General features: G+C 58.6%; 22 protein-coding genes. 8 read left to right on the plus strand and 14 right to left on the minus strand.

Annotated features, from left to right (window positions below):
* Positions 1-21 precede the first annotated feature (21 nt).
* From nth to VG146_22070, 3 genes are all read left to right on the plus strand, one after another.
* The gene (nth, locus tag VG146_22060; GenBank protein HEV2395044.1) at positions 22-696 is read left to right on the plus strand and encodes an endonuclease III; all 675 of its coding nucleotides are present in this window, start codon (positions 22-24) and stop codon (positions 694-696) included.
* Positions 693-1382 (plus strand): hypothetical protein, encoded by a 690-nt coding sequence (locus tag VG146_22065; GenBank protein HEV2395045.1) that lies wholly within the window; start codon positions 693-695, stop codon positions 1380-1382. The genes nth and VG146_22065 overlap by 4 nt, the downstream gene beginning before the upstream one ends.
* Positions 1383-1546: 164 nt before the next feature.
* On the plus strand, positions 1547-2920 hold the full coding sequence (locus tag VG146_22070; protein ID HEV2395046.1) for a 3-deoxy-7-phosphoheptulonate synthase class II: 1374 nt from the start codon (positions 1547-1549) through the stop codon (positions 2918-2920).
* A gap of 7 nt (positions 2921-2927) precedes the next feature.
* On the opposite strand, the gene VG146_22075 is transcribed toward VG146_22070, so the two are convergent.
* The 8 genes from VG146_22075 to VG146_22110 form a co-directional block, all read right to left on the minus strand.
* Positions 2928-3272, minus strand: a complete 345-nt coding sequence (locus tag VG146_22075; protein ID HEV2395047.1) for a histidine triad nucleotide-binding protein — start codon at positions 3270-3272, stop codon at positions 2928-2930.
* A gap of 182 nt (positions 3273-3454) precedes the next feature.
* A complete protein-coding gene (locus VG146_22080) occupies positions 3455-4318 on the minus strand; it encodes a HEAT repeat domain-containing protein (GenBank protein HEV2395048.1) in 864 nt (287 codons plus the stop codon).
* A gap of 112 nt (positions 4319-4430) precedes the next feature.
* Positions 4431-5345 carry a tyrosine recombinase gene (locus VG146_22085; protein ID HEV2395049.1) on the minus strand — a complete coding sequence of 305 codons (915 nt, stop codon included), beginning with the start codon at positions 5343-5345 and terminating at the stop codon, positions 4431-4433.
* 44 nt (positions 5346-5389) lie between these two features.
* A complete protein-coding gene (locus tag VG146_22090; protein HEV2395050.1) occupies positions 5390-6862 on the minus strand; it encodes a cytosine permease in 1473 nt (490 codons plus the stop codon).
* 520 nt (positions 6863-7382) lie between these two features.
* Positions 7383-7877, minus strand: coding sequence for a hypothetical protein (locus VG146_22095; GenBank protein HEV2395051.1), 495 nt, complete (start codon positions 7875-7877; stop codon positions 7383-7385).
* A gap of 3 nt (positions 7878-7880) precedes the next feature.
* Positions 7881-8591 (minus strand): sigma-70 family RNA polymerase sigma factor, encoded by a 711-nt coding sequence (locus VG146_22100; protein ID HEV2395052.1) that lies wholly within the window; start codon positions 8589-8591, stop codon positions 7881-7883.
* Between the two features lie 41 nt (positions 8592-8632).
* Positions 8633-9616, minus strand: a complete 984-nt coding sequence (locus tag VG146_22105; protein HEV2395053.1) for a hypothetical protein — start codon at positions 9614-9616, stop codon at positions 8633-8635.
* A 115-nt stretch (positions 9617-9731) separates the two neighbouring features.
* On the minus strand, positions 9732-10586 hold the full coding sequence (locus VG146_22110) for a carotenoid biosynthesis protein (GenBank protein HEV2395054.1): 855 nt from the start codon (positions 10584-10586) through the stop codon (positions 9732-9734).
* A gap of 197 nt (positions 10587-10783) precedes the next feature.
* Between VG146_22110 and VG146_22115 the strand changes: the two genes are divergently transcribed.
* Positions 10784-11209 carry a hypothetical protein gene (locus tag VG146_22115; protein HEV2395055.1) on the plus strand — a complete coding sequence of 142 codons (426 nt, stop codon included), beginning with the start codon at positions 10784-10786 and terminating at the stop codon, positions 11207-11209.
* 158 nt (positions 11210-11367) lie between these two features.
* Here the strand turns inward: VG146_22115 and VG146_22120 are convergent, their stop codons facing one another.
* Both VG146_22120 and VG146_22125 read right to left on the minus strand, forming a co-directional pair.
* The gene (locus VG146_22120) at positions 11368-12924 is read right to left on the minus strand and encodes a DegQ family serine endoprotease (GenBank protein HEV2395056.1); all 1557 of its coding nucleotides are present in this window, start codon (positions 12922-12924) and stop codon (positions 11368-11370) included.
* A gap of 85 nt (positions 12925-13009) precedes the next feature.
* A complete protein-coding gene (locus tag VG146_22125; protein ID HEV2395057.1) occupies positions 13010-13471 on the minus strand; it encodes an Hsp20/alpha crystallin family protein in 462 nt (153 codons plus the stop codon).
* A 189-nt stretch (positions 13472-13660) separates the two neighbouring features.
* Here VG146_22125 and VG146_22130 point away from each other — a divergent pair, with 189 nt between their 5' ends.
* Positions 13661-14314 carry a hypothetical protein gene (locus tag VG146_22130; protein HEV2395058.1) on the plus strand — a complete coding sequence of 218 codons (654 nt, stop codon included), beginning with the start codon at positions 13661-13663 and terminating at the stop codon, positions 14312-14314.
* 18 nt (positions 14315-14332) lie between these two features.
* On the opposite strand, the gene VG146_22135 is transcribed toward VG146_22130, so the two are convergent.
* Complete coding sequence (locus VG146_22135) at positions 14333-16480, minus strand: molybdopterin cofactor-binding domain-containing protein (protein ID HEV2395059.1); 2148 nt, start codon at positions 16478-16480, stop codon at positions 14333-14335.
* Position 16481: 1 nt separating this feature from the next.
* A complete protein-coding gene (locus VG146_22140; GenBank protein ID HEV2395060.1) occupies positions 16482-16952 on the minus strand; it encodes a (2Fe-2S)-binding protein in 471 nt (156 codons plus the stop codon).
* 329 nt (positions 16953-17281) lie between these two features.
* On the opposite strand from VG146_22140, the gene VG146_22145 reads away from it, so the two are divergent.
* Genes VG146_22145 through VG146_22155 form a run of 3 tightly spaced genes read left to right on the plus strand, consistent with a single transcriptional unit; the run spans position 17282 to position 20629 of the window.
* Positions 17282-18556, plus strand: coding sequence for a phosphoribosylglycinamide synthetase C domain-containing protein (locus VG146_22145; GenBank protein HEV2395061.1), 1275 nt, complete (start codon positions 17282-17284; stop codon positions 18554-18556).
* 25 nt (positions 18557-18581) lie between these two features.
* Positions 18582-19829, plus strand: a complete 1248-nt coding sequence (gene alr, locus VG146_22150; GenBank protein HEV2395062.1) for an alanine racemase — start codon at positions 18582-18584, stop codon at positions 19827-19829.
* A complete protein-coding gene (locus VG146_22155; protein HEV2395063.1) occupies positions 19826-20629 on the plus strand; it encodes a hypothetical protein in 804 nt (267 codons plus the stop codon). The genes alr and VG146_22155 overlap by 4 nt, the downstream gene beginning before the upstream one ends.
* A gap of 136 nt (positions 20630-20765) precedes the next feature.
* On the opposite strand, the gene VG146_22160 is transcribed toward VG146_22155, so the two are convergent.
* Positions 20766-22247, minus strand: coding sequence for a Gfo/Idh/MocA family oxidoreductase (locus VG146_22160; protein HEV2395064.1), 1482 nt, complete (start codon positions 22245-22247; stop codon positions 20766-20768).
* 161 nt (positions 22248-22408) lie between these two features.
* Positions 22409-22615 carry a Uma2 family endonuclease gene (locus VG146_22165; GenBank protein ID HEV2395065.1) on the minus strand — a complete coding sequence of 69 codons (207 nt, stop codon included), beginning with the start codon at positions 22613-22615 and terminating at the stop codon, positions 22409-22411.
* Positions 22616-22821 lie beyond the last annotated feature (206 nt).

The raw sequence follows: 22821 nt of genomic DNA on the forward strand, positions 1-22821 counted from the left end.
TGCTGCTGAACCGTTGTCTGTATGCCACGGGAATCCAAACAAGCCAAAATCGAGCGGGTCAAAAAGATCGTTGCGGGCCTTAAAGCGGCTTACCCCGAGGCGCATTGTGAACTGAATCATTCCAACCCGCTCGAATTGCTGATCGCCACGATTCTCTCGGCCCAATGCACGGATAAACGGGTCAATCTCGTGACACCAACCCTCTTCGCGAAGTACCGGTCCGCAGCCGATTTCGCTCGCGCCTCAACGGCCGACCTTCAGGAGGCTATCAAAACAACCGGCTTTTTTCGCAACAAAGCCAAAAGCATCAAAACCGCCTGCCAGGCCCTGGTCGAGCGGCATGGCGGGCGCGTGCCCCGAACGATGGAGGACCTGACCGCTTTGGGCGGAGTGGGGCGCAAAACAGCCAATGTGGTTTTAGGCAATGCGTTCGGGATCAACTGCGGGGTGGTAGTCGATACTCATGTGGCACGGCTCTCCCAACGGCTGGGCCTCACCGGAGATGACGGTCCGGAGAAAATCGAGCAAACCCTGATGGCCCTGGTCCCGCAGGACCTCTGGGCGCTATTCAGCCATTTGCTGATTTGGCATGGCCGGCGCCGTTGCTATGCGCGCAACCCGGATTGCTCCGGGTGCGAAATCAAAACGCTTTGCCCGAGAATTGGAGCGCGCAGGCCGGCGGCAGCGCTCGCATGAAGGCGGAGCGCTGGTTTTTGCTTGAATCAGGTGCCAGCCATTTCGCCTTCAACATGGCGCTCGACGAGGCCCTCCTTGAAGCCATGCCGCGCCTGGGAATTCCGGTGCTCCGCTTCTACTCCTGGAGCGAACCGGTCGCATCGTTTGGTTATTTCCAAAGGTACGTCGAAGTCGAACAATTCACACCCCTTCGCCCGCTGGTGCGACGGCCCACCGCAGGCGGAATCGTTCCCCATGATGCAGACTGGACTTATAGCCTTCTGTTTCCTCCCAATCATGCCTGGTATGGTTTGCCTGCCGTCGAAAGCTATCGCAGCGTCCATGAATGGATTAAAAATGCCCTGGCCCGCCTTGATGTGGCGACTCAACTCGCCCCCTCCAGCAAAAAGGAGAGCCCAGGCCAATGCTTCATCGGGTACGAGCAATTTGATCTTCTTTGGAATGGCCGCAAAATAGCCGGAGCAGCCCAACGCCGCCGGCGGGATGGCTTGCTCATTCAGGGCTCGTTTCAACCCTCGGCTCTGCCTTTGAACCGGGCCGGATGGCGCCAGGCCATGCAGCGCGCAGGTGAAGACCGATTCGCTATCCAATGGAGCCTCTTGGAGCCGGACGAGCGGCTGCTCCAACGCGCCGCAGAGCTGGCCAGCACAAAATACGGACGAGAGGATTACAACCGGAGGAGATAGGCAAATTGGAACCAGCAGTCGCGGTACGACCGATTGCCAATCGGCGATTCCGTGCCTACAAAGATTTGGAACTGACCTTGTCATTGGCCCTGCACTTGTGTGTGCCCGTTGTGGGCCGCGAGCTTTACTTTCTTTCCCTAATCGTTAACCCTCCTGTGCTCGAAATGCAGATAGAAAGGGAAAACCCAAGCGGCCCTCAGGCGTGGACGCCCCAGTGCTGGCGGAGCAAGCCGGCGGCGCAGCAGCCGGTCTATCCCGACCTGGCCGCCTTGGAGCGCGTCTTGGCGCAGCTTTCGAGGCTGCCGCCCCTGGTGAGCAGTTGGGAGATCGAGAATTTGAAGCACCAACTGGCCGAGGCTGCGCACGGAGAGCGTTTTCTGCTCCAGGGCGGAGATTGTTCGGAGAACTTCCTGGACTGCGAATCGGGGGCTATAGCGAGCAAGCTAAAAATCCTGCTGCAGATGAGCCTGGTTCTGGTGCAGGGAGGCAAAAAACGCGTGATTCGCCTGGGTCGTTTTGCGGGACAGTATGCGAAGCCGCGTTCCGCTGAGACCGAGACGCGCTCCGGGGTAGCCCTGCCGAGCTATCGCGGAGACATGATTAACCGGGCCGGGTTCACGGCAAACGAGCGGGCGGCTGATCCTGAGTTGTTGCTGCGGGCGTATGAGCGGGCCGGGCTGACGGTGAACTTCATTCGCGCGCTCATTGAGGGCGGTTTCGCGGACCTGCATCACCCGGAATATTGGGAATTGGGCTTTGTGGCCAACTCACCTCATGCGGCTGAATACACGCGGATGGTCGAGACCATTGGCGATTCGCTGCGGTTCATGGAGACCCTTACCGGGTATGTCCTGGCCGACATCAACCGCGTCGATTTTTTTACCAGCCATGAGGGCTTGCACCTGGCCTACGAACAAGCCCAAACCCGCCAGGTGCCCCGCCGAACCGGTTGGTATAATCTCTCGACCCATTTCCCCTGGGTCGGCGAACGCACCCGCAGCCTCGAAGGCGCCCACATCGAATATTTTCGAGGGATTTCCAATCCGATCGGTGTGAAAATCGGGCCGTCTATAACTGCAGCCGAGATGTTGCAGTTGGCAGAGGTATTAAATCCGCAGAACGAGCCGGGCCGGCTGACGTTAATTCATCGGTTTGGCGCCGAGCACGTCGAGCGCTGCCTTCCGCCCCTGGCTGAGGCGGCGCTGCGCCAGGGCAAACAGGTGCTCTGGTGTTGCGACCCCATGCACGGCAACACCGAGACCACCCAGTCCGGAATTAAAACCCGGCGTTTCGAGAGAATCCTCAGCGAATTGGAGCAGTCCTTCCGGATTCTCAAAGCATGCGGCACGCAGCTTGGCGGCGTGCATTTTGAGCTGACCGGGGACAACGTCACGGAGTGCCTCGGCGGCGCCAGCGGTGTCACCGAGGCTGACCTGGTCCGCAATTATCGCACCCAGCTTGATCCGCGTTTGAATTACGAGCAGGCCATGGAGATGGCCCTGCTCCTTGCCCGGCTCATGGCAAAAAGCAGCGTGTAGTCAAGGCTCAGCCTGGCGGCCATCCTAATTGCCGCCCGCCAATAATGTGACAATGCAAATGAGGCACCGCCTCACCGGCAGCCGGTCCGTTGTTAAACACCAACCGAAACCCGTCCTTCGTCAGACCAAGCTTGTCGGCGACCTCCGCTGCTTTGAGCAGGAGATAGCCCAAGACCGGTTGGTCTTCCGGTTTGGCCTCCGCAATCCGGGGGATCGGCTTTTTCGGGATAACCAGGACGTGCGTCGGGGCCTGGGGCTTGATGTCGCGAAACGCCAGCACTAAGTCGTCTTCATAAACAATAGCCGCCGGGATTTCGCGGGCGATAATCTTCTCGAAGAGGGTCTTGCTCATGGCGGCACAAAATTTCGTGCATCAGCGTCAAAAGTCAAACCAAAGGCCTCAGACCGCCGGGAGCCTTCGACGCATCGGGGCTAGCCAATCGTCCAGGATAAAACAAACCAGGAGAGCAATTTCCAGGTTTCGCGCGGGACTTTTGAAGACCAAATGAAGTCGGCTGCCGCGGTGGCGACAGATTACTTCGAACCCGCATCAGAAGGGAATGCCGCGTCGATTTGCTTAAGGGTTGCAGATGCCGCTGTGCGCACGTCTTGATCCGGATCCTTTAAGGCCGCCGTGACAACCGGGAGGGAAGCTCTGCCCTTGACCCCAAATTGGCCGAGGGAAATTAACACCAAGCTGCGATGTAGCGCATCATTGCTCGAAAAATCATTCATTAAGGCTGGCACCGCAAGTTCTGGCTTGGCATGAAGCTCTCCCAACGCAATTACAGCATTATCCTGAACTATCCTGTTATTGTCGCTCAGACTCCCGATCAACGCGGGCACAACCACATCGAAGTCCTCCTGTTCCAACCCAAGCCCCAAGGCGGCTGAATCCCGAATCCGGTAGCACTGGTTTGTAAGCGCCGCCAACAGCACCGGGACCGCATCTGAACCGATCCCCGCCAGCGCTATTGCGCTAGTGACCAAAGCGTTCGTGTGGAAGAGCAGGTTTTTGAGCACGGGTAAAGCTGGCTTGGCTTTGGGTCCCATTGCATAAAGAGCGCGAGAAGCTGCCATAGTCTGATACCACGGGTTTCCAAACGGGAGATTGACGAGGGACTGTTTACGGTTGATTTCCAGAATCGTCCTCTGCAAAGGGGGGCCTCCGGACTTCATGATCCCTAAGAGGACAGGAATTGCATTGGTCCCCATTGCACGAAACGCCACGAACGCCGGGTCGTTCGTATCACCGCTCCAACCTTCCATGTCCTTGAGCCAAGCGCTGAGTGGCCTGCCTTGATAGGTCACTTTCTTGGGCTGCAGGGTGTGCCATAGGGAAAGCCCGAGAACCATGAGAGGCAAAGCGAGCAGTAGCAGTGCTCGTTTTTTCCTCATGCTTTATCATAGCTCCCCTACGCTACTCCCGCGAGAGTTTCCAGCCTTCAAGCCATCGAATTGACTCGCCAACTTGGCAGGGTCGTGTCGCCGCCGCCAACCTGCACCCGCCTCACGCCCTGGGATGAAACTTCCGGTGGACTTCGCGCAAGCGGTTGCCGGCAACGTGCGTATAGACTTCGGTGGTGCTGATGTTGGAATGGCCCAGCAGTTCCTGGATGACGCGCAGGTCGGCCCCGTTCTCCAAGAGGTGGGTTGCAAAGCTATGGCGCAACATGTGCGGCGTGACGTTCTTCGAGATACCGGCGCGGCGGGCTCGCTGCTTGATGCGCAGCCACAGAGTCACTTGGGCGAAGGGGGTGCCGCGTTTGGTCAGGAAGACGGCCGCCGGTGAGCGAGCAGTAACCAGTTGGGGACGGCCCGATTGAAGGAAACGTTGCAGCGCCGCCACGGCCGTGCGGCCCACAGGCACTACGCGTTCCTTATTGCCTTTGCCAATCACGTTAATGAATCCGGCATCCAGGTGGAGCTGTTCCAGTCGCAACCCGCGCAACTCCGCCAGGCGCAGCCCGGATGCATAAGCCAGTTCGAGAATCGCCTGATCGCACAGGCTCTGCGGAGTCTCCGGCGTCTCGGGCCGGAGAAGCCTCTCGATGTCGCGCCCATTGAGGGCTTTGGGCAATCGTTTCCAGCGCCGCGGCAAAGACAGGTTCTCGGCCAGGTTCGCCGGCAAAAGAGATTCTCTCTCCGCGAACCGATAAAACGCGCGGAGGGCGGCTATCTCGAGGTAAACACTCTCGCTGCTGAGCCGGCGTGGAGACTCCTTGCCATCCACCGTGCGCTCTCGCTCGTGTTGGAGAAAGCTCATCAGGTGCCGCAGTTCGACAGCATCCCAGCTTTTGAGCCCCTGGACGCTTGCCCAAACGAGGAACTTGTTCAGAAGCGCGGCATAGGTTCTCTGCGTATGCTCGGCCTTGCCGCGCTCGTGCCGGAGATGCTGGAGAAAATCTTCGACCAGATTCTGCATAAAGCCCCAGCCCTTTATGCGGTGATCGCAGCGCTAGTGCGAGCTCATTTCGCCGAGGCCGTCACCGGCTTGGCTGGCTCAGAGACCTGGGCTGAGAGCGGGATCACCTGTGACTGCAACCCCATCTTGGCACAGAGGAAATAGAGAATGGCCCCGACGACAAACGCCAGCACGGGAGCCGCCGGGACATCGGGGAATGTCTCGGGTTTCCAGTCGTGGAGGTTTGGCAGGATTCCAACCAGGAAACCCAGCGCCCAGGAAATCCATCCCGCCGGGTTGAATCCGGCGCGCGGGCCCGTCCATTTCCCTTTTGAGAGTAAATAATCGACCAGCATGGCGCCGCAGATCGGGCCGAAAGAGGCGCCGATAATGACAAACACGGGGATGACCTCACCGGCCTTGCCCGTGACAGCCAGGATGATGCTGACGGCTGCCCCGATACCTACCGAGAGAAATGGATTCACCTGCGGCAATGTCGTCTTGAAGCTGTTAGCAGCGATAAACGACGAGAAACAGGCCGGCGGAAACGCGGCCAACGCCAATAGGAACATGACCCACCTGGCCACATCCTTCCCCAAAACCACAGGGATTAAGTTAAACGAATCGAGGATAAAGCCCTTTTGCTCTGTGCCGGCTGCGATAGCTTTGGCACTCAGGTCCGGCGAGCCATAGACACCCGCCACCACCAGGATTGAAAGTCCGGCAGTCACCAGGATAGCCAAAGCTATGCCGAACAACCCGCCCATGCTCACGTCGCTTTTGTCGCGGCTGTTGGTGCCAAAATCCACGCCTGCGGCGCCGGCAGTGGCGAAGAACCCGACGACATAAGTTAGAATGGCCGCAATGACACCACCTGCCGCGAGCGGAGCAGGGGCAGTCAGGGCGAACGTTTTCTGGGCATCGATCAGCTTGCTGGGATCAAAGCTGCCTACGCTTCCTGCGGTCTTGGCAAAGAGCCACAGCAACGTCAGCAACGGAATTAGCGGCAGGTAGGTCGCCACTTTGGCCACGTACTGGATTCCTTTCAGACCCACGAACGCAGCCAGAATGCCCCAAATCACCATGAGGACCTTGGCGCTAACTGGAAGCACCGCGCTCAGCGCCATTGACGAGAAGTAAATATTCACCCCCAACCAGCCGAATTGCAATACACCCATGAGAAAACCTGGCATGATGAAACCGCCTTGGGCACCAAAGGTCGAGGTTCCCACGATGTAGAGCGGCAGGCCCGTCTTCATTCCAAACAAACCGGGCACGAGATAGAAGAGAAAATGGCAGATAACGGCTGAGAGGAGCAAGCCCAGCAGAGCCACTCCCACACCTTGAGCAAGTGTGCCACCCAGAAAGCCTGCCTGGGTCGTGGTTGCCCCTTGCCAGAAGACAAACCAAAGGAAAATCCCGGCATACGTCGGGGCGGTATTCTTGTACCAGGGCGCCCGATTACCGGGCGGATTGGGTTTGGCGCTGGTGATGTAGGCTGGAAGCGGGCCAGCCGTGGGTGTCGTTTGATCGTTCATACGTGGGTTATTGCTACTGTCATTAAACCAAACAGGCGGGGGTCCAGCATTCGGCTTTGGCCTGACGACGCAGCCAACGGGTTTTGGCGGTCATCGTGCTGACGTTTGGTCAAGCTGCCTGTTGCCAGTGAGGTGCCAAGCATTGGCCGGAGGATACTCCGGCAGGATGGGCTGCTGTCAACGGCAAAGTTCCTGGCATCCGGAATCTTGTCTGGAGGTCGATTCGCTTGGCTCTCCGCGTTAGGGACGGGTGCCCGGCCGCCAAGGAGGTGGGGATGGGGAATCCCGCTGAAGAAAACGACCGGACACCCAACCAAGCCAAGAGTAACAAAAGAGGACCCCTGGATGTCAAGCCTAAGTGAAAGGTAAAAGCAACAAGCCGCCGCTGCTGAATGCAGGAGACGACGTAAGGAGTCTGATCAGCAATTTCCAGAAAGCAAACGCGGCCAGCGCACACTCTTGATTAGAGACTCCTTACGTCGTCTCCTGCAAAGGTTTGGCACTGCTCTGACCCAGGCCATCAAGGCAGACTGGACAGCAGGCACCGCGCTGTTCGATTGGCGTCTTGATTGAGCCGCTGCCATTCATCGGAAAGCGGTTCCAGCATCAGGGAGGGCGCGTTTTGGGCCATTTGCCCGCCGGCATCCCAGGCCTCTGTCATCGGCTGCAGGGTCGCTGCAGCCCGGGGCGCAGCAGGATGAATCAGCCAAAACCCGGCCAGCAACACCGCCAGTGTCCCGGCCAATGCCATCGACGAGGTCCATGCGATGGATTTGAGTTCCGGCGGTTGTGCGCGAGCGGCAGCGCCCACGGCCCGCATAATAGAAGCATGCAGCGATGGCGCAGCATCCAGCCGTGGCCGTGCCATTTCGAGGGCGCGGCCCAGTCTTGATGCGCTTTGCACAAAATCGCGCAGGTCGGGGCTGCGGGCGATTTGCTCTTGGAGAGAAGGCGGCAACGGTTTGCCGGAATCCAAAGCATTCGAGATTTTGAATTTTGCCAGGAATCGTTTCATGGGCTAAGGCTTTAAATCCGTTCTAAAGTTCGCAGAAGAACAGAGCCAAAGCGGCCCTGATTCGCTATCGCGACCGCAAACGCCGGGGCGCTGTCCAACGCCGTCCAGTTGTGGGCAGGGATTGGGCCGGGGACCGGCGGGTTGTGAGGCCCAGTACGTATCAAGCAGGGTCCGAATATCCCCTTGGCGCGACAGGCCCTGGCGCGCGCGAAACAGGAGCACTTTCACATGCGTGCGGGTCTTTCGAAGAACTTGCGCAATTTCCGCGATGCTCAAATCTGCCGCGTATCTCAACCAAAGAGCCTGGAATTGCGCCGTGGACAGTCCGCGCCGGGCCAGGTCCCACAACGCTTCAACCTCCTCGCGGCGAGCCATCAATTCGGCGGGGTCCTTTAAGTCCGCCAACTCGGGCAGCGATTCATCGGCACTCGGCCAGGCAGCGCGATGGTGGTCGATGGATTTGCGCCGGGCGATTGTGAAGAGCCACGCGGCAAAGGAGCGGCGGTCGTCATATCGGGCAATGGCCTGGAAGGCCTTCAGGAAGGTATCCTGAGTGATCTCGCGGGCCGCCATGGCATCGCCGCACAAACGGCTGACAAAAGCAAAAACCCGGTTCTCGTACCGCAAGACCAGCTCCTCAAAAGCCTCCAGTGAGCCCGACCGGGTTTGGCGAGCAAGGTCCTGGTCGGATAGCGAATCAGGGGCGGGGTCCATCGCAGTTCACATTACATGACTTTGGCTGCTGGTCATCGAGTTTATTTTTGCTCGTTCTCTCGGGCTTTCTTCTTAGCCGCCTTTCGCTCGGCATCAGCCTTAATGATTTCGACAGTATCGGCCGCTGGCAGCCTCAGATGCAGGATGACACGGTTGCCCTCCTGTTTGAGCGAGAGGGCGTTGGCGAGTTTGGCCGATTCAGGCTTATTTTGCTGCAATTTCAACAACGCGATGAGGCCCTGGCCGATAGCTTCCATCTGGCCGGCGACTTGCTCGTTATTGGCTTCGAGGCTGAGCATCCCATTGACCTGGCCCTGGTTTTGCCCGAGCTGCAGCACGACTACCTTGGAAAGCTTGAGAACGGCTGCGCTCGGGTCCGCATTGGCGAAGTCCAGCTTGCGGGCGCCCGCTTCGAGAAAACTGTCATCATCGGCGGCCCCCAATTGGGCAAAGGCAGTTCTGGCCGACATATTGGCAGTTCGTCCATCAAGAACATCCAGCGCTTTGGCAACAGACTCCTCTCGGCGGCCAAAGACAATCCGGCGCCCCTGGAGCGAGGCGTAAATACGAGGCTCTCCGCCCTCCTTCTTTTCCTTGTTCTCATCAATCCAGTTGTAAATGACGTGGCGCTTGTAGGTCGTGCTCTCAGACTGCTTAGCCGCCTTGGCCAGGGTCGTCAGCCGTTCGGCGTCGAAATCTGCATAGACGAGCAGGATTCCATCTGCCGGCTCACCGCTGGACGAGTAAAGTGTCAGCCCGTGCAATTGGGTGCGCAGATCGAAGCTGAAAATCGATTGGAATGCGGCCAATTTAGCCTGTGCATCCGGCTGTTCCACTTGGGAAAGGATGAACTGGCCGATGGCTGTGGGCCTGAGCCGATCGCAATCGGCATGAACCACCCAGGCAGGGTCTGCGGCAACGTCCTTGAGTTGAAATGGGCTGCCCGAAGCAGCCAAGCACCCAAGTGCAGCCGACCCGGCGAAAAGGACCCAAACGGCTTTCGAAAAGGCACTCGCTCGGGCCATCCTGTTTCCTGGTATCAAAGGAATCATTCTCATGGCTGTATGTTTTCCGCTATGCGACACGACCGTGTTGTGTTCAGTCACTTCAACAAGAGATACGCAGAACGGCGCGAAAAGGTTACAATTCAGCGCAAATCAGCCCGCGCACTGCCACAACAGCAATAAGGAAGCTCTGGGCCACCGTAACGGCTGCCGCGGCGCCGAGATGCTGTTTGAGGTCAGCGGTGACGAATAGCGTCTGGAACAGCATCCATACCAACAGCGGATGATAATCCGGCGCATCCGAAGCAGCCGGTCGTTTGTTAATGAGGAACGGTGTGACGCACACCAGAATGATGGCGGCGGCGACTGCCCAGCCCAGGCAGTTCACAAAGGCTGTCGTGTACCAGTCCACGGGTAGCCCTGTTGGTTTCCAAACCCCGTACTCCTTGATTTGCCTCGCATACATATCGAGTGCGAGTTCCAGCAAGACGGCCAGCACAACCGTGCAGCCTAATACCCAGAATCCATAGACCCGGCTTTGGCGCCAGGGGCGAAACATCAACCGGCTCACGCCTCGGCCAGTGAGCAGAGCCACAATCCATATGAGCGGGATTGACCAGGGCAGGATGCCAAACAGGAGCGGCTCCGAACGATCTATGCAAGCGAGCGGGCCGAACGGCGCGCCGGTGAAAGCGCCGAGACTTTGTGCCACCCCGCCCATCAGAGCAATCAGCAATGCTACAGCCAGGACATTCTGTGTGGGCAACTGGCGGGCCAGGCCACACAGCGTCGTAACGGCGCCTAAAACCAGGAGCAAGCCCTCCGGCCAGCCGCGCCCACTAAAGAAGGAAAAGGGGGCGCACAGGTTGCACCAGGCCAGCCCAAACTGTATCAGGAACAGCGCGAAAGAAGTCCGATGAATGGTCTGCGACCGACCCCCAAAGAGACTTTCGGGTTTTAGAGCAATTCGACACAGGGCCGCGCGGTCCATCCGGGCAATCTACCGGTTTGGGTCTGAAAATTCATTAGAATTTGAAGAGTCGAAACAACGACCTTGGCGCCTGATTAGCGTCCCCCTTGTATTCTACGGTCTGAAACAAATCCGTTATGCGAGGTTTCGGGGAGTGGTGAAATTGGCTTGTTTGGTGGCCCTGGACTTGCTCTTCTGGACGCAGCTTACAATTTTCTATGACGCTTGAGCAGGCAACCAGCTTAATCAAAGGATGCGCCGAGCAGATGAACGCTCGGTACAAAAAAGTCGTTTTTGACGAATGGGCCATCATCTCGCTGGGCGAACGCAAGGGCCGCGTTTACGCCTATATCGGCCCTCGGAAAACCGGGTTTCAGAAGAATTTTCTGACCGATGCCGGCGCGCTCCGGGCGGGCTTGCTCGCTCGGGAGGGCAACGCCGGCGATTTCGAGTTCGCCCGCCACGGCATCGGCACCGGATTCGAATCCTTTATGATCCTTGGCGAAGGGTTGTTCCTGATTTGCAACAACACCGTCCAATCTATGGACGGCATTACCCAGGACCCTCTCTGGCTTTCGGCCCAAGTCCCCTTTGCAGAACTAAGCGAACAGTTCCGAAGCGATCCGCTTGTGCTCAGCCAGTAGGTTTGACTGGGATGCGCGCCTGCCAGGCTCTTATGGAGTGCCCCGGCAAAGCGCAACGGCAGTCGCGCTTTTGCCCGCCCGCGCCCAACTCCAAAGCGGCGTCGCGCTTCGCTTGCCACCGCACTCCAAAAAGTGGAGCGTCCTCACCCCTCTTATTCTTACTGTCCCTTTCCGTTTTGAACGACCACGTAGTGCGTGCCACCGGGGCCGCCACCGGCTCCGGCGCTCCAGACCCGCAGCAGCACATGATTCCCCTTAACACTGTCACTGAGTTTGACCGCTTGCTCGGCGTTTTTCACCGGTTGGCGATTGATCTCGATAATCACATCGCCTTGGCGCAAGCCAGCCTCGGCGGAGGGCGAATCGGGTGCCACGCTTGTTATCAAGGCGCCGTGCAGCGAGCGGGGCAGGTCCAACTCGCGCCGCGCGGCCGCGTCGATGTCAGTCACCTCGACGCCGTCGAGGACATCCTGTTTTTGTTGCTCTTGCTTGCTTGGGACGCTGCTGCCACCCATGGCAGCAATGGCCTCCTGTGGCAACTGGCCCAAGGTAGCGGTTAAGCTCTTTTCAATCGGCTTGTGTCCGGGTTCACCACGAAGGACCTGCAGGTTGACGCGTGTTTCAGGAGGGGTTTGGGCTATGACAAGCTGTAGGTTGCGCGGGTCCCGTACCTTCTTCCCATTGACAGCGATAATCACATCCCCGTCTTCAACACCTGCTTTGGCTGCCGGGCTGTTGGGCGAAACACCCCCAACCAGCACCCCGCGGCTATCCTCAGGCAGATTGAATTGCGTAGCCAAGTCGGGTGTCACCTCCTGGATGTTGATTCCCAGGTAGCCGCGAAGCACCTTGCCCGTCGTTATCAGCCGGTCCATCACGTAGCGAGCCATGTTCACGGGCACAGCAAAACCCACGCCCTGAAATCCACCACTCCCGCTGAGAATCGCCGTATTGATTCCGATGAGCCGCCCTTCGGCATCAACCAGCGCCCCACCGGAGTTGCCTGGATTGATGGCCGCATCCGTTTGGATAAAGTCTTCATACCCCGTAATCCCAAATCCGCCGCGACCCAACCCGCTGACAATCCCCATGGTGACGGTTTGACCTACATCGAAGGGATTACCGATGGCCAGGACCATGTCCCCCACTTCCAACTTATCGCTATCGGCAATCGTCACGGGGGCAAGATTCTTCCTCGGCTCGATTTTCAATACCGCGATGTCCGTTGGAGGATCGGTGCCGATGACTTTTGCGTCGATCTCCCTTTCACCATTGGGCAGGCCGACCTTAACGGATTGTGCTCCCTCGACCACGTGGTTGGCCGTCAGGATGTAACCATCCGGCGAGACGATCACGCCCGAGCCGAGGCTTTCCTCTTTTCGGGTGCGTGGCAGGGCCTGCTGCTGGTCAGGTTCTCCAAAGAACCTGCGAAAGAACGGATCATTGAACAAAGGACTCCGCCCGGGCCGCTCGTGGACAATTGTGGTCGAGTAGATGTTCACGACACTGGGAACGACTTTTTTGATAACCGGCGCAAAGCTGATGGGGGCTTTGGCATCGCGGTTGATGGGGGCTTCCTCGATGATCAGTTTGGGCTCTGGTTTGGCGGAAGCGGGGGCGGCCAGCGTGTGAAGCGGCGTGAACTCGAACGCGAGCAAGCCGGCGGCTAAAAGGGGGAGCAAGGGGAAAAGGACATGTTTATAGATTGCTTTCATGGCTTTGTTGGGAGTAGGAGCGGATGGCAAGGACCTTCGGGGACAATGCGGAGCGGCAGCGGCCTGGCTGCCGCTCCGCAGTTGTTCATTGGACCTTCACTTCGATTTGTTTGGGTTTTGCCGATTCCGATTTGGGCATGTGGACCTGGAGCAGGCCCTCTTTGAACTCGGCGCGCACCTTCGAGGCGTCGGCACCCTCAGGCAGGCTGAAACTCCGGGTAAAACTGCCATACGACCGCTCAAGGCGATGATAGCGTTTCTGCTTTTGTTCCCGCTCGAACTTGCGTTCGCCGTGGATCGTCAGCACCCCGTTCTCGACCGTCACCTGAACATCTTCCTTCTTGACCTCGGGCAGCTCGGCTTTCACGAGGAATTCCTTGTCATCCTCGATGATATCGACGGCCGGCGACCATTGCGCCAGTGGCCCCTCCTGTCCGCGCCGTTCCTGCGAGCGTCCAAAAAAGGACCCGAGCCGGTTTTGGAATTCACTCAATTCTCGGAAGGGATCCCAGTCCTTGAACGGGTCCCATTTTTGCAAACCATTCATAATCTATGACCTTTCCAGGCGGTATTGAATTTTATGGTGGCGAATTGAGGTCCGCCAGCGTGCCTGTTCGGCACCCGGAGCGCGTTGAGGTGATCAGTCCACTCCGTCCCCGGTACTAATCTCTCATTGAAGAGGGCTTTGTCAAAGGCAGGGAAAACCCTCGAAATTGACGGAAAGACACGAGGCTCAATGGGCGCTCGACAATTTCCCAGCGCCGGGCAACAATCCCTCGGGATGGCCAGCAACGCGGATGCACCCTTGGATTTGCTCTGGAAAGAGTACAGCCTTGTCTTTCGTGATTTCGATGATTTGACCCTCGCCCGATGGATGGCCCAGACGCTTGGCCAATTCGCGGGGAAAACCTGGCGGCTGTCCCACCCTTTACTCGGGGCTTATCGCCTGGCCGCCCAAATGGCCCATGAGCGCCAGATTTGGCTGAAACGCCTCGCCAGCCCCCCCTCCGCCTATTCCGAATCCACCTGTTGTCGCGCCCCCACCTTGCCGCTGCTGACGCGCGACGTCCAGGAGGCCGGCCTGATTTGCCAGCATTGCAGCGAAACGCTCGTTCCATTTGAAGAACTCCCGGCCAGCCTAAAGACCGAACTCCAAGCTTGGGCCGCTCAATATGCCCCCATCCATGCTGTCGCCCATTGGGAAGAGGCCCAACGCAAGGGCGCAGGCGATTATGAGCGGGCCTTCGAGCAGGCGGCGGCGCAAGCCGAGCAGTTGCTGGCCCACGCCGGGACGCAACTGGCGCCCAAGTTGCTCGAACTGTATCCGGCTATTGTCTGGGAAGACCAGGATGAATGCCTCGAAGTGCGCCCCGAGGATGTGGCATTGTAAGGCCGAATAGACAACTCCTCAGGCGGTTTCCCATTCCGGCAAGCGAATGGGCATTTGGCGCACGCGGGGGCCGCCGGCATGGACTAAGCCGTTGGCGATGGCAGGAGCGATGGCAATGATGGGTGTCTCGCCCGCCCCAGCTGACTCGACCTCGGGCCGATCCACCAGGTGAATGTCCAATTGGGGCACATCATCGAACCGGGGCACCTGGTACTCGCCGAAGGAGGCATTCAGAATCTGCCCGTTCTCGAATCGCATCTCCTCGCGCAAAGCCGGGCCCAAGCCCATGAGAATCGCCCCCTGCACCTGCGCATGCAAATTGATTGGGTTCACAATCGCGCCGCAATCATAGACCTGCGTCACCCGCCGGACCCGGATGCGTTTTCGATCGCGCTCCAGCTCGATCTCGGCGCACGCGGCGACGTAGCCGCCTTTGTCTATTCCGCAGGCCAGGCCGACGCCCACATTAGGAGTCTTCTTCGAGACGCATTCACTCCAGCCGAACCGCTGGGCGGCGGTTTCCAATACCGTGCGCAGGCGCGGATTTTCCAAGTGTTTGAGCCGGTAGGCGAGAGGATCGGCGCCGGCGACTGCCGCCAGTTCGTCCATGAAACTTTCTCGCGCGAAGGTGTTGGCCGAGGCAGCAAGCGAGCGGTAAGAGCCCTGGCGCAACGGCGCATCAGAACCAACAAACCGGCAGTGGCTCTTCCCGGTCCGGTAAGGCGTTTCGAGGGCGGCGCCGCCGGAATTGATATTGATGAAATGCCAGGAAGTAAGAGAACCTTCCCCGTCCAGGCCGGCCTCAATCTCAATGACCGCCGCTGGACGAAAATAGGCCCAGGTAAACTCCTCCTCGCGGGTCCAGCGCAACAACACCGGGCGGCCCGCTGCTTGCGCCAATCGGGCGGCCTCGACGGTTGCCTCGCCGCTGTGTTTGCCGCCAAAGCCGCCTCCAAAATCTGGCGCCACCACGCGCACCTTTTCTTCCGGCACATGAAACGCACGCGCCAATTCGTTCCGGCAGCCAAATGGATTCTGCGTTCCGGTCCAGACGGTCAGTTTCCCCTCGGCCCATTCGGCGAGCGCGGAACGGGGTTCAAGGGGTGCATGCTGGATGTAAGCCGAATGAAAGCTCTGCCGCAGCACGTGTTTAGCCTCCGCCAGCTCTTGTTGAAAGGGGTTGGCCGGTAGGGGCTCATGAACGCCCGCTTTGAGCTGAGCGAATAAATCCTTGCTCGATGAGTGAGCCGTCCGCTCCCATTTGGCTGTTTTTGCGATGGCCTCCAAGGCATCACTCGCGCGGGCCGAGGTGGGCGCAACGACCCCAACGAATTGATCATCCCGGACCGTTTGGACGCCTTCCAAGGCCTTGGCGGGGCCTGGATCGATCGAGACCAGCTTCGCCCCGTAGGCAGGAGCCCGGAGCACCTTTCCATAGAGCATCCCGGGCCTGGCAATGTCCGACGGGTACTTGTGCGCGCCAGTGACGATCTCGCGTCCGTTTGGCCGGGGTGTTGAATGCCCGAGGGCTTTCCAACTCTGAGCGGGGTGCAGGGCGACATCGGGTGGAATCTTCTGCTCGAAGAGGTGCGCGGCATCCTCGCTTGCCGCAAGGTCAGCGTATGAAAGCGCCCGCCCAGTCGTGGTGTGGATTGCCTTCCCATCGCTGATGCTCACTGCATCGCGTTCGACATTCCAGCGCTTAAGCGCCAACGCCATGAGCAACTCCCGCGCGGCGGCTGCGCCCCGGCGCACTGCAGGCACAGTCGAAGGCGTGCTGCGGCTGCCGGCTGTAATGCCGTCATCAGGCGCCACGCTGGTATCGGCCATGACCAATTCAATGGCGCTGGCCGGCACACATAATTCCTCCGCTGCGGCCAGCATTAACTCAGCCCGAGCCCCTTGGCCGGCCTCGACTTTGCCGGTGAAAACCGTAATGCCGCCATCTTTGGCAATGTGCACGCGCGCCGAAATGCTAATCGAACCCGCCCCGCCAAAGCCGCGCCGCTGCGCCAGGGCCGGGGAAGCGCCGGCGGCAACCAGCAATCCGGTGCTAATCACCTGAACAAACGCGCGCCGGTTCAGGCCGAAATCATAGTTCATCCGCTCGATGGGCTCATCGTAAGCCTGCGCGTCCAGAGGATCGGTTGGGATTTGCTCTTTCATGTCATTTCCCGGTGTGGTTGACCGTGCGTCGAACGGCTGCAACAATAGTGGGGTAATTGGCGCATCGGCACAGATGCGATTGCATGCGCGCGATGATTTGACTCTCACTGGGGTTGGGATTCTCCTTTAAGAGCGCCATCACACCCAGAATCATGCCCGGCGTGCAGTAGCCGCATTGAAAAGCGCCCTCGGCCAGAAATGCCTCCTGCACCGGGTGAAGGTTGCCGCCAGTAGCCAGACCTTCAATGGTCAGAATGTTTTGGCCTTCGGCTTGGGCCACGGGTGTCAGGCAGGAGGGCACGCTTTTATCATTGAGCAGGACGGTGCAGGCTCGGCACTGGCCCTCGCCGCAGCCATATTTGGCGCCGGTCAATTGCAGGTCTTCGCGCAGCACGTCCAGCAATGGCCGCTCCGGGTCCGTCGTCACGGTTCGTGACTGGCCATTGACCCTGAAACTTATTGTCTTGTCCATAGGCAGCCTTGATTCTCAGCGGACCCGGAATGAAAGAGATTCCATGATGCGAGCTCGCATGATTTCTGTGCGGTAAAAGGGAGAGGGGCTTTTGTCATTTCCGGTTGGAGTTCCACAAAGCTGTGGAGCCCAAATCTATGAACCACAAAGGCACAGAGATTCGCCATGAGCCCCACTATACCCCCGTGGCCGCTCAGGCTCAAGGCTTCAAAGTGCAAACCAACAAAGCAAGCAAACCAAACCGCTTGCGTTCGGGTGGACTGCGAACATAATCGAGGCGTCATGCTGCACCCGAAAACGAGCGGCCCGGCACCCAAACCGATTGCGCGATGAAACGCAAAGCTGCCTCCAGCTCGATCTCGGTCCTTGTCCTGGGTGTCGGCGCCTTCGCCCATAGCACGGCGCAGATTCTCAAAGACGATGGCGCAAGCGTCGCCACGTACCTCACCCGAAACTACGCGCATTATCCTCCGTCACTCGCCGGCCCGGTGTTCAACCGAGACCAACTCCCATCGCCTTGTCCCGTTCTGAAGGAGAGAGGGGTCAACCTCGTGGTGCCGATGTCCATCGATTGGGCTCAGGCCCGCTGGTGCCAGGAATTGCTTGAATCAAACGTGCCCATTTTCTCTCCGCAGCGGGAGGCGATGAAAATCGAGCGAGACAGGGATTTTGCGCGGCGGCTTTGTCAGGATTTCAGGATTGCCTACCCCAAGGCGTACGTGGCCCGGAACCGATTGGAAGCCGAACAGGTGCTGGAAAAGCACCAGCTTGGCCTGGTTATCAAGAACCCGCTCTGCTCGCCCACCAGCCCCATCCATACGATTATCTGCGAGACACCTGCCGATACTCGTTCCTGGCTCGGGCACATCGATTATGCCGAGGGCGTTTTCCTGCAGGAATACCTCGGCCGCCGCGAAGCCGGCCACATCGCCCTGGTCAGCGGCGGTGAAATCTACTCTCTGGTCACCAATCAGGAGTACAAACGAGCCCATGCCGGCGATATGGGGATTATCGCCGGCGCGCCGCTAGGGGGATTAGTCGAGAAAGACCCCACCGACCAGTATGGGCTCGCCCGCGAGTTGCTCCAGCCGCTGCGCCCCTGGTTGCGCGAAGTGAACTATCACGGCCCCATCCAGGTGACCGCCGTCCAGTCCAAAGGCAAATGGCACGTAATCGAATATAATATCCGCATTGGTGTGACCTCCGGCGCCATGCTCTTGCGGATGCTGGCCCATCCCGCGCAAACGTTGCTCGAAACCGCCCAAAACAAAGAGTTGAACCCCCAATTCATTCCCGGGCGCGAATTCGCGTGTTCCGTCACTCTGGCCGGCTATGGCTACCCTTACGTCCAAGTCCGGGGACCCTGTCTGCCTGTTGAAGTAAGTGAACCTTTGGATTGCGATATTTGGTGGAATGAGGTGGCGCCTGATAATAACGGGGGGTTGGTCGCCACCGGCCATCGTATCGGCGATGTCGTCGCCTATGGGGCTTCTTTGAAAGATGCCATCGGGCGCGCGTACCAAAACATCATCAAAATTCGCAGCCTCAGCAGCTATTACCGGCCGGATATTGGGCGCAGCCTTTGGCCGCCGGGCAGCACCTGACTGCGCAACAATCATGAGGATTTAAATGAGCGATGCAACAGACGCCATTGTTCAACAGGCCCCCGCAACCAGTATTGCCTTTGCCCCCCAGGACCCCCAAACAGCGACCACTCCGCTCCCGGCGCAATCGCTCGCACCATCCCCCGCCGCACGCCCCGCCTGGATTGAAATTGACCTCAGCCAGCTTCGGCGGAATTTCCAGGCGATTAACCGGCACAAAGCGGCTGAGGTCCGCGTGCTCGGAGTGGTAAAGGACGAGGCCTATGGCCACGGCGCCTTGCCGGTGGCAAGAATAGCAATGGAATGCGGAGTGGACTTCTTCGGGCTGAGCACGCTCGATGAAGCCATCATGCTGCGCCAGCACGGCATCCAAGCCCGGCTCCTCCTGCTGGGCGACCGCCATGAAGCCGAGCACCCCGATTGCATCCGGCATTCTTTGACCTGCTGCCTCAGTGAGCCCCGGGCAGTTGAGCACCTTGGCCGCCTGGCTGCCAACGCAGGCCGCCGGGTGCCCGTTCACATGAAGATCAACACAGGCATGAATCGCTACGGCGTGTGTTGGGAGCAAGCCGCGTCGCTCGCGGCGCTCATTTGCTCGATGCCTGCCCTGCGGTTGGAGGGTGTCTTGAGCCACTTTGCGCAGTCCGATGAGACCGACAAATCGTTCGCCAAACTGCAATTGGCCCGCTTCAATCTGGTCCTCGAAGAAATGGCGCAACGCGGCATCCCGGTCGAGCTGCGGCACCTGAGCAATAGCGGCGGGTTCCTTGATCTGCCGCAAGCGCACTTTGATATGGTGCGCGTGGGCATTCTACCGCTGGGTGTGTATCCATCAAGCGTTTGCCGCCGCCTTCCGGGTATCGAACCGGCGATGACCGTCAAGGCGCGCATCGCTGCCATTCAGGAATTGCAACCCGGTGATACCGTCGGCTATGGCATGCGCTATGCCGCCACCTCGCCGCGCCGGATTGCCGTCCTGCCCCTCGGTTATGGGGACGGTTTCCCACGCGTCCGCAATCAGGGTTGCGCGCTGGTCCATGGCCAAAGAGTGCCCATTGTCGGCGGTGTGGCCATGGACGCCCTCACGGTAGATATTACCGAGGCGCCCGAGGCTCAGTTGTGGGACGAAGCCGTGTTGATGGGCCGCCAGGGACAGGAAGAGATTTCGGTTCATGAACTGGCGAAATTGAAGAACTCGGTTTCTTATGATGTTCTGGCCGGCTGGCGAGCGCGGTTGCCTCGGATTTTCTTAAACCAAACTCCCCCCGCATGAAGCTCCTGTTTTCCGAAAGCAAAGAGGATTACAACCATTACATTTTCCCCTACGCCGTCTGGGCCTTTCCTGAGGCCGGAGAAACCCCCGCCGATTGTTTTCGGCACGGCTTCCTTCCTTCCTCGCGTAACCTCGAGCGCTTTTATCTCTGCCGTCAGGTCCGGGTTAATCTGCGAAAATTCCACCCATCCTCTGAAAACCGCCGTATTCTTCGAAAAGGCCAGGGGATTTCCTTCAACCTCATACCGCGCGCCCAATTTGATTACAGCCCCCGCCGCCGCGAGTTTTACAAAGGCTATGCCGACGAAAAGTTTGGCAAAAACGTCATGTCCTATGAGCGGTTGGATTCTCTGTTTGCGGGGAAAATCACCTCGCACCTCCTCCTGTTCACCGACACCGCCTCCGAAGCGGAGGTGGGAACGGCGACGCTCTACCTGGAACCGGATGTGCTGGGCTATTACTACTACGCCTTCTACGATTTGGCATACCAATCAAGGAATCTCGGTTTATTCATGATGACAACAGCCGTCGCGCTCCTGGCAGAACGCGGCTTCGATTTTCTGTACCTGGGCTCGTGCTATCTGCCCAATGCCCTATACAAAACCCAATTCACTGGAGCAGAATTCTTTAATGGAGTAAAATGGTCGGACAACCTCGATGAATTGAAATACCTCATCGCACGAGGGCAACAGCAACAAACTCAACATCTGCTGGAAGACGAGGACTACCGCCACACCTTTTACGGCGGCCAAATGGCCCCGGCCCTCTCGGCCAGCCCGTTTAGGATTCAAACGAGTTAGGGCTGGTCCTTAACGCCCGAGAATGCGCGAAGCGTCTTGGACTGCGGTAGCCCTCTACCGCTTTGGGATGTCCTCCCGTTCTGACCCTCCCCCCAATTAAACGCCACTGGAGGTAGAGTGACCGGAAGGCCTTCCCCTACACCTGCTGGGGCACGACAAACGGCGGGCGGTACTTCCGCGTGAGCATTGCGTCGGCTTGCGCATTGTCCACAAACCGTTCCTTTTCAGCGTCAAACTTCAGAGGCAGGCCCAGTTTCAGGTTGTCCTGGGCGCAATCAACGCCATTGGCCTCCAAATGGCCCGCCATCCGGTCGAATGCCTCGCTCAGGCTCTTATTGGATTGGAGCGCCTCGCGAATTTCCCCGGGTGCTTTTCGCGCCCCCAAGCGGTAGGAAATATTGCCGGTGTGGACCAACCCCGCCGTCAGATGGCCCTCGAGAATCTCCGCGTGCAGATGGCGCCTGTCCCGACTCCGAATGGCCGCTATCCAGTTGCCATGATGGCTTTCAACCTCAGCCGGCGCAGTTCCCTTTCTCTTCCCATTGAACCGCGTGATCTCCTGGCCGGACTTGTCAAAAATAATTGCTTCGCTGTAACTGGGAACGACCACGTAGCCGCCTTCGCAGTCAATGACATTGCCGACGCTGACGCCCTTATACTTGTCCATCTTCCAGCCTTCGGTTTGCGACGCTTTGTTCACAGGCAGGCCGCGCACTTCGAAGAGCATCGGCGTTTGATACCCGTGGTACGCGATGAGCGTGTTGGGCGTCTCGGCGGAGTCCTTGTATCCCATGCGTCCCCCAACGGCCATCGAGAAGGGGGCGATGGTTTCCTCGCCAAGAAACCAGCGGCAGATATCGACCTGGTGCGGCCCTTGGTTGCCGAAATCTCCGTTCCCGTAAGGCCAGAACCAGTGCCAATCATAATGGACGGTGCCAAAACTGGTGTTGCGCCGCGGCGGCTCGTCCGGGGCCGGGCCGCACCAGAGGTTGTAATCGATATACTCCGGCACCTTTTGCGGTCCATCCACCAGGCCGATGCTCTTGCGCGCCTTGTAACAAAAACCTCGCGCCAAAATTATTTTGCCCAGATGCCCGTCCCGCACGTATTGCACCCCTTCCCGGATTCCCACCGAGGACCTGCATTGCGTCCCATGCTGGACAATTCGATTGTACTTGCGCGCCGCCTCGACCATCTTGCGTCCCTCGGAAAGCTCATGGCTGGCCGGTTTTTCCACATACACATCTTTGCCGGCCTGGCAGGCCCAGATGGTTGCCAGGGCGTGCCAATGGTTGGGCACTGCAATCGAGACGGCATCAACTTCCTTGCTCTCGAGCAGCTTGCGCAGGTCGGTGTAAGTCGGGATATTGCCGCCCAAGCGTGTTGCCTCCGCATCCAGGACGTGGTGGTCCACGTCACATAACGCTACCAACCGCACCCCTTCGAGTTTCGAGAGCGAGTTGATATGACTTTTGCCCTGCCCATGAAAGCCAATCTGCGCGACGCGAATATCGCCATTGGCGCCGGCTGCCCGGCTCCAGGTTAAGGCGTCGAGGCCCAAAGCCGCTGCGCCAAATGCGGTGCTCTTGAGGAAGGTCCTGCGTGTGAAGGTTTTCATAAGCTAAAGTCAGCTAGCCCATTACTAGACCAAACCGATCTTTGTCTCAAGGGATTTTTCGTAACAATTGTGTTGCGCCGGTACCGCTCTGCGCCAGCGCCCTAGCCCTTATAGCTTTTAGGGCGTGCCTTGAGTTTTCGCAAGGGGTTTTGATCGAGCGGTTATGGCTCAAGCCCTTCGATGCGTTGCGGAAAACTAGAACAGCGGGCTGAAGTCCCCGCAGTCTCCGGGGCTTCCTTGCGGAAGAATTCCATTCGCCCATTCCAATGGCAGAACCACAACTCCTCCGCGCCTGCCGCGAAATAAAGAGCTTTCTTCTCATGTAATTCGCGCCGGGTATTGCCCGGAGAGATTACTTCGATACAAATCTCGGGGCTTCAGCGAAACAAACCATCCGGCGTTGGCTCTGGCGGGCTTTTGAAATCCACGCCACACCCTGATCCGCACGTAATTTTCTGAAAAGACGAAAAAACTGCTTCTAGGCGCATTTTTTCTGTTGACATGATATAGATAGTATGTCTGTATCACACGCATGTCTGCGCGCATACCCACTCAACATAAGTCCCCCTTCGAA

Source organism: Verrucomicrobiia bacterium, assembly GCA_035946615.1.
GTDB lineage: Bacteria > Verrucomicrobiota > Verrucomicrobiia > Limisphaerales > UBA8199 > DASYZB01.

Excerpts from the sequence above, each read along its gene's own strand:
- VG146_22120 (HEV2395056.1), bottom strand. The coding sequence starts at position 12,924 with ATGAAAGCAATCTATAAACATGTCCTTTTCCCCTTGCTCCCCCTTTTA.
- nth (HEV2395044.1), top strand. The coding sequence starts at position 22 with ATGCCACGGGAATCCAAACAAGCCAAAATCGAGCGGGTCAAAAAGATC.
- VG146_22080 (HEV2395048.1), bottom strand. The coding sequence starts at position 4,318 with ATGAGGAAAAAACGAGCACTGCTACTGCTCGCTTTGCCTCTCATGGTT.
- VG146_22100 (HEV2395052.1), bottom strand. The coding sequence starts at position 8,591 with ATGGACCCCGCCCCTGATTCGCTATCCGACCAGGACCTTGCTCGCCAA.
- VG146_22125 (HEV2395057.1), bottom strand. The coding sequence starts at position 13,471 with ATGAATGGTTTGCAAAAATGGGACCCGTTCAAGGACTGGGATCCCTTC.
- VG146_22130 (HEV2395058.1), top strand. The coding sequence starts at position 13,661 with ATGGGCGCTCGACAATTTCCCAGCGCCGGGCAACAATCCCTCGGGATG.
- VG146_22110 (HEV2395054.1), bottom strand. The coding sequence starts at position 10,586 with ATGGACCGCGCGGCCCTGTGTCGAATTGCTCTAAAACCCGAAAGTCTC.
- VG146_22085 (HEV2395049.1), bottom strand. The coding sequence starts at position 5,345 with ATGCAGAATCTGGTCGAAGATTTTCTCCAGCATCTCCGGCACGAGCGC.
- VG146_22095 (HEV2395051.1), bottom strand. The coding sequence starts at position 7,877 with ATGAAACGATTCCTGGCAAAATTCAAAATCTCGAATGCTTTGGATTCC.
- VG146_22145 (HEV2395061.1), top strand. The coding sequence starts at position 17,282 with ATGAAACGCAAAGCTGCCTCCAGCTCGATCTCGGTCCTTGTCCTGGGT.
- VG146_22135 (HEV2395059.1), bottom strand. The coding sequence starts at position 16,480 with ATGAAAGAGCAAATCCCAACCGATCCTCTGGACGCGCAGGCTTACGAT.
- VG146_22160 (HEV2395064.1), bottom strand. The coding sequence starts at position 22,247 with ATGAAAACCTTCACACGCAGGACCTTCCTCAAGAGCACCGCATTTGGC.
- VG146_22140 (HEV2395060.1), bottom strand. The coding sequence starts at position 16,952 with ATGGACAAGACAATAAGTTTCAGGGTCAATGGCCAGTCACGAACCGTG.
- VG146_22065 (HEV2395045.1), top strand. The coding sequence starts at position 693 with ATGAAGGCGGAGCGCTGGTTTTTGCTTGAATCAGGTGCCAGCCATTTC.
- VG146_22155 (HEV2395063.1), top strand. The coding sequence starts at position 19,826 with ATGAAGCTCCTGTTTTCCGAAAGCAAAGAGGATTACAACCATTACATT.
- VG146_22115 (HEV2395055.1), top strand. The coding sequence starts at position 10,784 with ATGACGCTTGAGCAGGCAACCAGCTTAATCAAAGGATGCGCCGAGCAG.
- VG146_22090 (HEV2395050.1), bottom strand. The coding sequence starts at position 6,862 with ATGAACGATCAAACGACACCCACGGCTGGCCCGCTTCCAGCCTACATC.
- VG146_22075 (HEV2395047.1), bottom strand. The coding sequence starts at position 3,272 with ATGAGCAAGACCCTCTTCGAGAAGATTATCGCCCGCGAAATCCCGGCG.
- alr (HEV2395062.1), top strand. The coding sequence starts at position 18,582 with ATGAGCGATGCAACAGACGCCATTGTTCAACAGGCCCCCGCAACCAGT.
- VG146_22105 (HEV2395053.1), bottom strand. The coding sequence starts at position 9,616 with ATGGCCCGAGCGAGTGCCTTTTCGAAAGCCGTTTGGGTCCTTTTCGCC.
- VG146_22070 (HEV2395046.1), top strand. The coding sequence starts at position 1,547 with ATGCAGATAGAAAGGGAAAACCCAAGCGGCCCTCAGGCGTGGACGCCC.